Here is an 11,700-nt window from a genome sequence, read left to right on the forward strand (position 1 = left end):
TATGTTGGCGCTGTTAGAGAAGGTTTGGCGCGATTATGGCGCAGTTCTCAGAATCGCGCCATTTTGGGTTGAAAATGTGGCGCAGTTCTTGACGAACTGCGCCACAGCTCATGGGAGTAGATAGATGTAGTTGCTCCCGACGGTGGGGGCTACGTTATGGCCATAGTCGCCCGTCTTCACTTTCCGCCGCCTGCGCCCGCAATCGCCTGCCAATCACATCCATCACATCACACCCATCGCGCAGCGCGATCGTCAGCATTTTGCAAAAGTCGGAAAGCACCAGCGTGTCGGAACTGATCTCCGAGCGGAACGCAATGTTTTCCAGAAGCTGGGTCACGGTACGGATGCGGTAGTCAGCAGTTTCGAAGAGGACATCAAGCGGGGCTTCGGTGTCGATCAGCAGGGTAGCGGGGACGCAGTCGACGCCGGTGATGGGCATGTATCGGTTCATCGGTAGGACCTCATTCAGTTGAAAGGAGCTACCTCGTTGCCGGGTCGCCAAACCCGAGTCGCCATTGGGGCGACGAGGGACTATAGCCCCCTCCGTCCGAGCGCTACAAGACGTCACTTTCCGAGCTTCATGTAGGATTTTTGGCACATCAGTGGTTGTATTTTTCTGCGTCACTTTCGACCTTGACATAGGCCGCATAGGCGAATAGATTTTCGCCCAGTAGCTCAGTACAGCGCGCAGGCAATTGTTAGAACCTGCCCAGCAGTCCTGGGCTTTTTTTTGCCCAAGGAAAAGCCAGTGAAGCGAACCGCCGTTCTCATTGATGGAGGATTTTTCTTCCAGAGGGTTATGTTTTTCGGCCGCAAATATTTCAGCAAGGAACTGCTGTTATCCGCCGACCAGATATCCCAAATCATAAAAAAGCTCGTGAAGCTTCACATCATGAAAATGCCGAGATTGCCGTTGCTGGTGATCTGGAGCCTGATCCTGGATTGATATCTCAGGGCGCTGTGCACCCACAAACAACAGGCAGATGAACCCCGTTTCGCAGCACACCCTGCGCCCGCTCAATTCGGACTAGTAAACCGTGGCAACCCCCAACCGCAACGCTCTTATCGCCCAACTCGCGGCCAACCCCGATGACATCGCCGCACGCGCATCGCTCTATCGCGATCTGCTCGATACCGGGGAGGCATCACTGGAAGGTTTACGCATCGCGGCGGGCCTGGGCGATCCGGCGGCTAAGGTGGTGATGACTCAACTGAACACCACGGCCCACACAAACCTCCCCGGCCCTTTGCTGTCGCACCTGCGTGGCCTGCCGGTCGACCATCTGGAGTTGAACAACGCCGAACCCCAGTGGTGTGACGCCCTGGCCGGGCTGCCCTTGCGCACCTTGGTGCTCAACAGCCCGAGGTTTATCTGCGGGCCGGAGACGTGGCAGCGTTTGCCCGCCAATGCCCTCGAAACCTTGGAAGTCAGTAATTTTTCCCGCGACGATAACGCCAATTGCCTCCCATCGCCCGCGCGTTTGCGTCGGCTGAAGTTGCAAACCTACGGCGAGGACTTCGACGACCGTTTCCTCCGTCAACTGAGCGACAGCCCCTTGCAGGAATTGTCGTTGAACCGTTGCGATGACATCACCGACGACGGCCTTAAAGCACTGTCACGCCTCAAGCTACGCTACCTGACCTTGCAACGCGTGGGCGAGCTGACGTCCCGTGGCATGGCGCACTTGGCAAGTCATCCCCTTGAGCAGTTGTCCCTCAGTGGCAGCGGCGCGGTCCTCGACGATCCTTCCTGGCTTCGCGACCTGACGGGGTTGCGCTCGTTGAGTCTGGATGACTGTTATGCAAGCGAGAGCGTGTTGCAGGCGATTCGGGGGCTGCCCCTGGAAAAGCTTTCGCTGCACTCTGCGTTCATCTGCGAAGACGATCTTGAAGTACTGGAGGGAATGCCGCTCGCGGAGCTGGACCTCAAGTGTCTACGGCAGGTGATCGAGCGGCTCGATGTGCTGCACGAGTTTCCGCTCAAGCGCTTGGGACTCTCCGACGTGCAAGGCGTCTGCGCCAGTACGTTGAGTGATCTGCGTGGGTTGGCGTTGGAGTCCCTGGACCTGTCCTTGAACGACATCACCTGGAAGGAGCTGAAACAACTGGCTGGCCTGCCGCTGAAGCGGCTCAATCTGAGCTTTTGTCAGGGCGTCGACGGTAAGGTCTTGCGCAAGCTCGTCGAGTTGGGATTGCCATTGGAGGAGCTTGAAATAAGCGGCCTGAACCTGCGCGATGCCGACCTGGCTTGTGTGCGGGACCTGCCCCTGCAGCGCCTGGGTCTGTATGACAGCCCTTGGCTGACTGACGCCGGGGTGGCCCATCTCGCAGGCATGCCGCTGCGGGACCTGACGCTTGGGGCTGATCCAGGGGAATCGCGGATCACATCGGTCGTGGTGCCTGTGTTGGAGCAACTGCCGCTGCAAACACTGTGGTTGCCCAACTGCGCCGGGATCGATACAGACGGCTGGGATCGCTTGGCCAGTTTGCCAGCCCACGTGACCGGTCCGGGCATCTGACGCGCTGATAGGAATAGGCAGTGGCTTGGACAACACCCTGGCGCAAGCAGCGCTTGCAGCGGGCCTTCGAAGCGCTCTCCACGGAGCATGACCGACTACGACGCCAGTTTCGATCGTCGCGCTAGGGGGGCTGGATGCTCCTACGTCGTCGTCTCCTCTCTCTGATACCGCTTATTCCTTCCCCAGCAACCAGAGCAGTAAGGTGACTCCGACTCGCGAGAGTAAAAATTGCTCTCGCGTTTAGGTGTAGAGCACGAACAACCAAAAAACCAAACATTATTAGCGTTTTTTGTGGATTTCACCGTGCGGTTGATGTGACTACGCAATTTGCATCAAGTTATGTTCATTTATTATTGGATCCAATGTTCGGTGGCGTCAGATGCCGAGCCTGCCCACCTATGGACGTATCAAAAAGGATAAACGCCATGATGCTGAAGGATCCTTCCAGCAAATATCGACATTTCACCACCGTGGATCTGCCGGACCGCACATGGCCCGGTAAGGTCCAGTCCGTTGCGCCTAGCTGGTGCAGCGTCGATATGCGCGATGGCAATCAGGCCTTGATCGAGCCGATGAATGCCGAACGCAAGCGTCGTTTCTTCGACCTGTTGGTCAAGGTCGGTTTCAAGGAAATCGAAGTAGGCTTTCCAGCCGCTTCGCAGACCGATTTCGATTACGTGCGCGAACTTATCGAAACCGGTGCGATTCCCGATGACGTGACGATTCAGGTCATGACGCAAGCCCGCAGCCATCTCATCGAGCGCACGTTTGAGGCATTGAAGGGCGCTCCCCGCGCTATCGTGCATGTGTACAACGCGACCGCACCGGTGTTTCGAGACGTGGTATTCGGTGTTGACCGCGCCGGGTGCATCGAGATTGCCACCCAGGCCACTCGCGAAATCAAACAGCACATGGACAACAATCCCGAGACGCAGTGGACCTTCCAGTATTCCCCCGAGACTTTTTGTTTCACCGAGTTGGATTTCGCATTGCAAGTCTGCGAGGCGGTGACGGACGTCTTCGCACCAACGCCTACCAACAAGATGATCCTGAACCTGCCGACGACCGTCGAAGTCTCCACGGCCAATGTCTTCGCCGATCAGATCGAATGGTTTTGCCGGCATTTCAGCCGTCGTGACAGCGTGATCATCAGCGTCCATCCGCACAATGACCGGGGCACCGGGGTTGCCACCGCCGAGCAGGCCTGCCTGGCCGGTGCCGAACGGGTCGAGGGCACGCTGTTTGGTAACGGCGAGCGAACCGGCAATGTCGATATCCTCACCCTGGCCATGAATCTCTACACCAGCGGTATCGATCCGCAGCTGGATTTCTCGGACATCCTCCACGTCCAGCGCGAGGTGGAATACTGTAATCAGTTGCCCACGCATCCTCGCCATCCTTACGCGGGCGAGCTGGTGTTCACGGCCTTTTCAGGGTCGCATCAGGACGCGATCAAGAAAGGCTTTGCAGTGCGCCAGGCCAACCCCGATGGCTTCTGGGAAGTGCCTTATCTGCCTATTGATCCGGCGGATATGGGGCGCAGTTATGAGGCGGTCATTCGCGTCAACAGCCAATCCGGCAAGGGCGGCGTGGCCTATCTGCTTGAACAGCATGGGGTCGTGATGCCGCGCCGGTTGCAGATGGAGTTCAGCAACCTGGTCCAGCAAGAGGCGGATGGATCGGGCCAGGAGATCAGTAGCGAGATGATCCTTGCGTGCTTTACCCGGCACTATCTGGACGAGGGCAATCCCTACACGTTGTTGCCGCCTAAATTGGTCAGCGAAGGCGCTGTGACTTATCTGGAGGGCGTGCTCGACATGGGTGGCACCCAGTTCGATCTCCGCGGTGAGGGCAACGGTCCGCTGGCGGCGCTGGTCGATGCATTTGCCCAGCGTGGCGTTCACTTCGATATCGCCGATTATCATGAGCACGCTGCTCGCGATGGGGCTCAGGCCGAAGCACTGGCCTATGTCGAGATTCGCGTGAATAACCGGCTGCTATTTGGCGCCGCGCGCGACGGCAGTAGTTTGCTGGCGTCGCTCAAGGCGGTGACAAGCGCCGTCAATCACGCATTGCGCCTGGGGCTGCTCAGCGTGATGAGCGCTGGGGTGCCTTGCTGAGATGGCTGCGTGTACAGTCCTGGCGACGTTGGCCGCAATGAAAACACCAAGGTCGTAAGGCGGTTTCTCCAACAATGGCGTTATACCGAGGGTTACGGTCACTTGCGCCGTTATTTCCCATCTTGTTGCATCAGGGCCTTGCGTAACTTCCCTGGTGACATGCCAAACATGCTCTGAAAGTGCCGAATAAAATGCGGGGCATCCGCGAAGCCACATTCAAAGGCGATCTCACCGATCTGGCGATCGGAACTCACCAGCAGCCATCTGCCGAACCGGAGTCGGACCTGGCGGTAGAACTGGGCTGGGCTGTTGTTGGTTTCAGCGACAAACAGGCGTTCCAATTGCCGTTTACTGGTGCCGAGCAGATGCGCAATGGCCTCGATATCCAGGGGTTGGGCCATGTGTTTTTCCATCAACATCACGGCTTCATGCAGCCGACGATTGGATGAACTGGCGTATCCGAGCGCCTTGCGTCGGTCGACGAAACTGTTGGACGTGTTCTTTGCCACCGTCATCTGATGCACAACTTTGCCCGCACGATCCGGTCCGCAATGCATGCCGATCAGATGAAGGGCCAGTTCGATCACTGAAACACCGCCCGCGCAGGTAATCCGGTCCCGGTCGATCAGAAAGTCTCTGTTGATGACAAAGCGCAACGTGGGAAACCGGTGCTTCCAGTCATCGCCATGATAGGCGTGGACACACGCCGTTCGCCCGTCCATCAGGCCATGTCGCGCGAGCACGAAGCTGCCGGTGCACAGGCCAATCAACGGCACCTGTGCGGCTGCGGCCTGGTGGAGGAACGCGGGATAGGTTTTCGGCACCGCCTCGATGGAATCGAGCAATCCACCAATCACCACGATGTAGTCGAAACGCTCCGGGTCAGCGAGTTCACTGTCGATCGGTACGTCCAGTCCGCTACTGGAAATGACTCTTTGCCCGGGCGTGCCAAGTACTTTCCATTGGCAGCGTATGGGGCGGCTTTGATCACCCGTATCGGCGGCATGCCGCAACGCATCGGTCAGCCCTGACAGCGACAGCAAGGGGAAGCGTGGCCACAACATGATGCCAATGGACAGCTCGGCGGTGCCGCGGCGCATGGGTGGATGACGCGCCTGCCCATGATCGAGCCCGTCCACGAGGCTTTCCTGGGATGCCACAGGCTCTGTGCCGCCAGAATGTCGCAAATGTTCAATCATTCGTGCAAAGCATCCAACAAGTTATACCGCCGGTCCCACTACGATGGGCCTATGCGAAACGTTCTGCTGCCACCATAAAAACTATTGAGGAGCATCCGATGAAGACGTCCAAAGTTCAGCGTTTTTCCGGTATTTGTGCCGGTTTTCTGGTGTCCGTGCTGGCTGCGGCACCGGTGTTCGCATTGGAGACAGTAGAGCCGGGAAACCTGACCATCGCCTTCAGTGGTGATATGCCAGGAACAGGGTATCAAGATAGTCGGATGGTCGGCTATGACGGTGAAATCCTTCAACAAATTTCCGAAAAACTGGGCCTTAAGGTCAAACCGGCATTAATGGAGTGGTCAGGGACGATTGCATCGGTGCAGTCCAAGCGCGTGGATGTCATGGCAGGCACCATGGGCTGGACCGAACAACGCTCGAAAATCATGGCCTTGAGCGACCCGATCCACTACTTCAAGAACGGTATCACTCAGACAGACAAGACCAACTGGAACAGCCTCAAGGATTTGCAAGGCAAGAAAGTCGGCACCATCACCGGCTTTTCGTTCATCCCTGAGATGCGCAAGATCGATGGCCTGCAAGTCGCCCTGTACGACACGTCCGATGCGGCCGTTCGCGATCTGCTCGCCGGACGCATCGATGCGGTGATCGGCGACCCACCGGTCATGCAATACGCCATTTCCCGCAATGAGCAATGGCACCTGCATTTCAACGCCTTCGTCGACAACGATCCGAATTTCCCACTGCTGACTGGCTTGGGTCAGGTGGTGTTCGGCTTCAACAAGGCCAGCCCGGAACTGGTGACGGCGGTCAACGCGCAGATTCAGACGCTCTGGAAAAACTGTGAGATGCGCAAGATCGGCGCTCGCTACGGCCTGACCCAGGATGTCTGGTTCATGCCCGAAGGCAAGGACCTGCGCCTGGGCGTCGATCGCCCCGCGGACTGGACGCTACCTGGCTGCAAATAAGTGTGTGCGGCGATGGGGCGGACTCATGCGGATGCTCCGACTCATCGCCATGCCTATAACAAAAAAGAGGTTAGCCAAGATGTCGAGCCCGTCTGACACCGCGTTGCTGCGTGTGCACGAATTACACAAGAACTATGGCGATCTGGAAGTGCTCAAGGGCATCAGCCTGGAGTTGAAGCCCGGTGAGACCCTGTCGCTGATTGGCCCAAGCGGATCAGGGAAGTCCACCTGCCTGCGTTGCATCAATTACCTGGAAAAACCGACTAGTGGCGAGATCTGGCTGGGGAACGAGCTGATCGGGCAGGTCAAGGACGGTAAGCGTTTACGCCTGATGAGTGACCGGGAGATGGCTGCGCAGCGCCGCGAGATCGCCATGGTGTTCCAGTTGTTCTATCTCTGGCCGCACTTGAACGTGCGCGATAACGTCGCGCTCGGTCCCATCAAGGCCCAAGGCATGCCGCGCAAGCAGGCGTATGAGTTGGCCGACGCGATGTTGGAAAAAGTCCATCTGCGGCACAAGGCCGAGTCTTATCCCGAGCAATTGTCGGGTGGTCAGCAGCAGCGGGTCGCCATCGCCCGGGCTTTGGCCCAGCAACCGAAAGTGATTCTGTTCGACGAACCGACCTCGGCGTTGGATCCCGAGTTGGTCGGCGAAGTGTTGGCCGTGATTCGCGAGCTGGCGGAAGAGGGCCGCAGCATGATCATGGTCACCCACGAAGTGAGGTTTGCCCGCGATGTGGCGGATCGGGTGATCTTCATGGACGGCGGACGCATTGTCGAACAGGGGCCGTCGGCGCAAGTCATCGACAACCCTCGTCACGAACGTACCCGCAGTTTTCTTGGGCGCATGGCTGTGGAGAGCGCTTGATGGCGAATCTGGAAGCTTTCCTCGGGCTGTTGCCCTTGCTGTTGAAAGGCGCAATGAACGCGCTGGAAATTGCCCTCTGCACCTTGGTGCTGGCCAGCGCGGGTGGTCTGGTGCTGGCGGTTTTACTGACATTCAGCCGATCACGACTGGTACTCGGCGCCATCGCCTGTTTCATCGAATGGATGCGCAACGTGCCTGCGCTGGCACACCTGTTTCTGATCTACTTCGGGCTGTCCTATCTGGGAATCAATCTGCCCGCGTGGCTGGCGGCCATTGTCGGTTTGAGCCTGGTAGGCAGCGCCGTGTTGGCCGATACTTTCCGAGTCGGCTTGCAATCGTTGCACGTCGGCCAGCATGAAGCCGGGCAGGCCATCGGCCTGCACCGTATGCAGATTCTGCGCTACATCCTCTTGCCCCAGGCCCTGCGCGTTGCGTTGCCGGCTTATGCCAACTATGTCACGCAACTGATCAAGGACACGTCCATCGCCTCGGCCATTGCCGTGCCGGAAATCATGTTCCTGGCACGCAATCTTGTGACATCCACGTTCCAGACCTCGCTGATTTATCTGGCGGTGATGTGCATCTATGCGGCGATGATCCTGCCCATTGGCGTGGGATTCATCCGACTTGAACGTCATCTGGGGGCGGCGCGATGATCAGTTTTTTCCAGCAATACCCGGAATACTGGAGCGACTGGATTGCGCGCCTGCTACTCGGAGCACGGGTCAGCGCCGAGCTGTCCCTGACAGGCTTCGCCCTGGCGGCGCTGTTGGGCGCGTTACTGGCTTGGGCGATGAAAAGTCCCAGCGTACTGCTCAAGCGTCTGGCGGTGTTCTTCATCCAGGGGATGCGTGCAGTGCCGCTCCTGGCGTTGCTGCTGGCACTGTATTTCACCTTGCCCAGCCTCGGGCTGACGCTGTCGGGTTACTGGGCCGGAGCCATCGGTTTGGGCTTGCAGGGCTCGGCCTACGTCGCGGAAATCCTGCGCGGTGGACTGGACTCCTTGCATCGTGGCCAACGTGAGGCGGCCATCGCCACCGGCCTGACGCCATTGCAAGCCTTCACCGCAGTGATCTTTCCGCAAGCCATTCGCGGCATGTTGCCGCCGTTGCTCAATGCCTACGTGTCGATTCTGAAGGACAGCTCCCTGTGCGCCTTGATCGCCACCGATGAGTTGATGCTGGCGGCCCGGGCCATCGCGTCCGAATCCTTTTTGCCGATGCATATTTTCCTGCTGGTGGGGTTGTTCTATTTCGTCATCGCTTTCCCTCTTTCTCTGTTATCGCGAGTACTGGAAGTACGATTTTCTCGCGGACGCAAAACCATTCGAGGTTGAACACATGAACATCAAGGATCGAACCGCTTCCCACAGCATTGGCCAGTTGCGGCAAGCGCTGGAGTCCGGAGCGCTCACGAGCGAGTCCCTGGTTTGCGCGCAACTGGAGCGGATCGAGCGATTCAACGGTCAACTCAATGCTTATGTCGAGGCCTATCCCCAGCGCGCGCTCGGTGCCGCCATCGCGGCCGATCGGCAGCGGGCTGCCGGTGTCAACCTGGGGCCATTGCATGGCATTCCGGTTGCGATCAAGGATTTGTTCGAGATCGACGGCAAGGCCATAACCGGTGGTTCGCTGGCGCAGGAGCCGCGTATCTCGCGGCTCACCGCCACGGCAGTGCAGCGACTGGAGCGCGCCGGGGCGATCATCATGGGCAAGACCCACACCGTTGAATTCGCTTTCGGGGGATGGGGCACCAATGCCGTGATGGGCACGCCGTGGAACCCATGGGACGCCGACGTGCATCGTGCTCCAGGGGGTTCCAGCAGTGGTTCAGCGGTGGCCGTGGCCGGCGGGTTGGCAAGCGCGGCATTGGGCACCGACACCGGCGGCTCGGTGCGGATTCCCGCAGGTATGTGTGGTCTGGTTGGCCTGAAAACCACGCGTGGGTTGATCAGCCGTCACGGTTTGATTGAGTTGTGCCCATCGCTGGATTCGGTGGGGCCGATTACCCACACCGTCGAAGACGCCGCGTGGATGCTTGACGCGCTGCTGGGGCCGGACCCGCTGGATCCGGTCTCGGCCAAGTCGCCAGTGTTCAGCGCCGCGGCAGGTTTGAATCTTCCGGTGGCCGGTCTGCGCATCTGGGTGCTGCCACAGGCCGAACGCGTACACATCGCGCCTGGCGTATTGGCAGCCTATGACCAAGGGCTTGAGCAATTGGCCGCACTGGGCATGCATCTGGTCGAACAACCGCTACCGACTTCGCTGGAGCAGTGCATGCGCGTTGCCGGTGGCCTCATGAGTGCCGAAGGCTACGCTAGCCTTGGTAGCCTGTTCGAACGCGATGATCTGCGCTTCGATCCTCATGTGCAGCGTCGGGTGCTGAGCGGGCGCGCCATCGACGCGGCGGCTTATATCCATTTGCACAACCAACGACGTGTTGCCCGTCAAGCCATGGACGAAGCCATGTCCAATGTCGATGCCTGTGTGTTTCCGACCAACGCCATTGGCAGTGTGCCGTTGAATCAGGTCGATGAGTACGGTACGCCGCTGGCCTTGCTCGGCCGTTTCGCCAACTTGCTCAATCTCTGTTCAGTGGCGCTGCCGGCGGGCTTCGACGAGCAACGCATGCCGGTCTCGATGCAGATCGTCGGGCGTGCTTTCGCCGAGCCATTGGTCCTGCGGATCGCCCATGCCTACCAGCAAGTCAGTGATTGGCACCAGCGGCGGCCTGTGGGTTGGGACCTGTCGGACAGGGTGGTGGCGTAATGGAAATCTGTGTCGTCGGCGCTGGAATCGTTGGCTTGAGCAGTGCCTGGTTTTTACACAAGGCCGGTCATAACGTCACCGTCATCGATCGTGCGGGGGAGGCAGGCATGGGAGCCAGTGCTGCCAATGGAGCGCAATTGAGTTACAGCTATGTGCAACCACTGGCTGATCCCTCTCTGTTACCGGGCATTCCGAAGATGCTGTTGGCGCGCAACGGACCGCTGAAATTTTCGCCGCAATGGAGCGTGGAGCAATGGCGCTGGTGTGTGGAGTTTCTCGCGGCCTGCCGTACGTCCATTTCGCGCCAGACCACTGTCGAGTTGCTGGAACTGGCGCATGAAAGTCGGCTGGCGCTGGACGCCTTCATCAGTCAGGAAAAGGTGCAGTGCGATTTCGCCCGTACCGGAAAACTGGTTCTGTACCCCGATGCTGAAAGCCTGCGCAAGGCCGGCGAGCAGGTGCAGTTCCAGGCCGCCCAAGGCGCCAGGCAACAAAAAATCGTCAGCCCCGCCGAAGCCTTGGCGATCGAACCTGCACTTGAGGGCTACAAGAAGGCGTTTCACGGTGCGGTCCATACCGACAGCGAATGCGCGGTCGATGGGCGCAAGCTTTGTCAGGAGCTTGCGAGACTATTGAGCAAGCAGGGTGTGCGTTTTCTGTTCGACAGTGAGGTTGCCGCTTTCCGACGTGAACGCGGGCGCATCACCGCGCTGGAGATTCACCACGCCATCGAAGGCCCTGGTCTTTTAGGGACGCAGGCGGTCGTGCTGGCGGCTGGTGCTTACAGTGCGGGGTTGTTATCAGCGTTCGGTGTGCGCATGCCGGTCTACCCGCTCAAGGGATACAGCATTACGTTGCCGATCACTGATTCGATGAATGCACCGACGGTCAGCGTGACTGACATGCGGCGTAAAACAGTGTTCGCCCGGATCGGTGATCGCTTACGCGTCGCGGGGATGGTCGAGTTGTGTGGGCTGGACGCATCGATTCCCGTTAAGCGTATCGAACAACTGAAAGCCTCGACGCAGGCATTGTTCGGTCTGGGAGGGAACGCCGATGATTGTCAGCCCTGGACCGGTTGGCGTCCGGCGACCCCCACCGGGCGGCCGATTCTGGCCGTCAGTGGTTGTGAGAACCTGTACGTCAATTGCGGCCAGGGTGCGCTGGGCATGACCTTGGCATTCGGTAGTGCCCAGCGTCTGGTCCGGTTGATCGACGGCATGGCGCCTTAACTTTCTCAATTCAGGGAATAAACCCG

The 11,700-nt window shown here is 58.9% G+C and carries 11 protein-coding genes; 9 read left to right on the forward strand and 2 right to left on the reverse strand.

Annotation, left to right across the window (positions count from 1 at the left end):
• Positions 1–154: 154 nt before the first annotated feature.
• Complete coding sequence (locus Q7F16_RS04575; RefSeq protein WP_409556013.1) at positions 155–451, reverse strand: hypothetical protein; 297 nt, start codon at positions 449–451, stop codon at positions 155–157.
• A 297-nt stretch (positions 452–748) separates the two neighbouring features.
• Between Q7F16_RS04575 and Q7F16_RS04580 the strand changes: the two genes are divergently transcribed.
• The 3 genes from Q7F16_RS04580 to leuA all read left to right on the forward strand — a co-directional run bounded on the left by Q7F16_RS04580 (position 749) and on the right by leuA (position 4,639).
• The gene (locus tag Q7F16_RS04580) at positions 749–946 is read left to right on the forward strand and encodes a hypothetical protein (protein WP_409556012.1); all 198 of its coding nucleotides are present in this window, start codon (positions 749–751) and stop codon (positions 944–946) included.
• Between the two features lie 91 nt (positions 947–1,037).
• Positions 1,038–2,519, forward strand: coding sequence for a leucine-rich repeat domain-containing protein (locus tag Q7F16_RS04585; protein ID WP_409556011.1), 1,482 nt, complete (start codon positions 1,038–1,040; stop codon positions 2,517–2,519).
• A 425-nt stretch (positions 2,520–2,944) separates the two neighbouring features.
• Positions 2,945–4,639 carry a 2-isopropylmalate synthase gene (gene leuA, locus Q7F16_RS04590; RefSeq protein ID WP_409556040.1) on the forward strand — a complete coding sequence of 565 codons (1,695 nt, stop codon included), beginning with the start codon at positions 2,945–2,947 and terminating at the stop codon, positions 4,637–4,639.
• A 110-nt stretch (positions 4,640–4,749) separates the two neighbouring features.
• Here leuA and Q7F16_RS04595 read toward each other — a convergent pair whose 3' ends face one another.
• On the reverse strand, positions 4,750–5,778 hold the full coding sequence (locus Q7F16_RS04595) for a GlxA family transcriptional regulator (protein ID WP_235399599.1): 1,029 nt from the start codon (positions 5,776–5,778) through the stop codon (positions 4,750–4,752).
• Between the two features lie 158 nt (positions 5,779–5,936).
• Here Q7F16_RS04595 and Q7F16_RS04600 point away from each other — a divergent pair, with 158 nt between their 5' ends.
• From Q7F16_RS04600 to Q7F16_RS04625, 6 genes are all read left to right on the forward strand, one after another.
• Positions 5,937–6,806, forward strand: coding sequence for a substrate-binding periplasmic protein (locus tag Q7F16_RS04600; protein WP_046063128.1), 870 nt, complete (start codon positions 5,937–5,939; stop codon positions 6,804–6,806).
• A 79-nt stretch (positions 6,807–6,885) separates the two neighbouring features.
• On the forward strand, positions 6,886–7,674 hold the full coding sequence (locus Q7F16_RS04605) for an amino acid ABC transporter ATP-binding protein (RefSeq protein WP_409556010.1): 789 nt from the start codon (positions 6,886–6,888) through the stop codon (positions 7,672–7,674).
• Positions 7,674–8,330 carry an amino acid ABC transporter permease gene (locus Q7F16_RS04610; protein WP_409556009.1) on the forward strand — a complete coding sequence of 219 codons (657 nt, stop codon included), beginning with the start codon at positions 7,674–7,676 and terminating at the stop codon, positions 8,328–8,330. Before Q7F16_RS04605 ends, Q7F16_RS04610 begins: the two co-directional genes overlap by 1 nt.
• Positions 8,327–9,010, forward strand: coding sequence for an amino acid ABC transporter permease (locus Q7F16_RS04615; protein ID WP_014336532.1), 684 nt, complete (start codon positions 8,327–8,329; stop codon positions 9,008–9,010). Before Q7F16_RS04610 ends, Q7F16_RS04615 begins: the two co-directional genes overlap by 4 nt.
• 4 nt (positions 9,011–9,014) lie before the next feature.
• On the forward strand, positions 9,015–10,442 hold the full coding sequence (locus Q7F16_RS04620; protein ID WP_409556008.1) for an amidase: 1,428 nt from the start codon (positions 9,015–9,017) through the stop codon (positions 10,440–10,442).
• Entirely contained in the window at positions 10,442–11,674 is a 1,233-nt protein-coding gene (locus Q7F16_RS04625; protein WP_409556007.1) for a D-amino acid dehydrogenase, read from the forward strand. Before Q7F16_RS04620 ends, Q7F16_RS04625 begins: the two co-directional genes overlap by 1 nt.
• Positions 11,675–11,700: the final 26 nt, after the last annotated feature.

It is taken from the genome of Pseudomonas sp. Lb2C2, assembly GCF_052112205.1.
GTDB classification, from domain to species: Bacteria; Pseudomonadota; Gammaproteobacteria; order Pseudomonadales; family Pseudomonadaceae; genus Aquipseudomonas; species Aquipseudomonas kilonensis.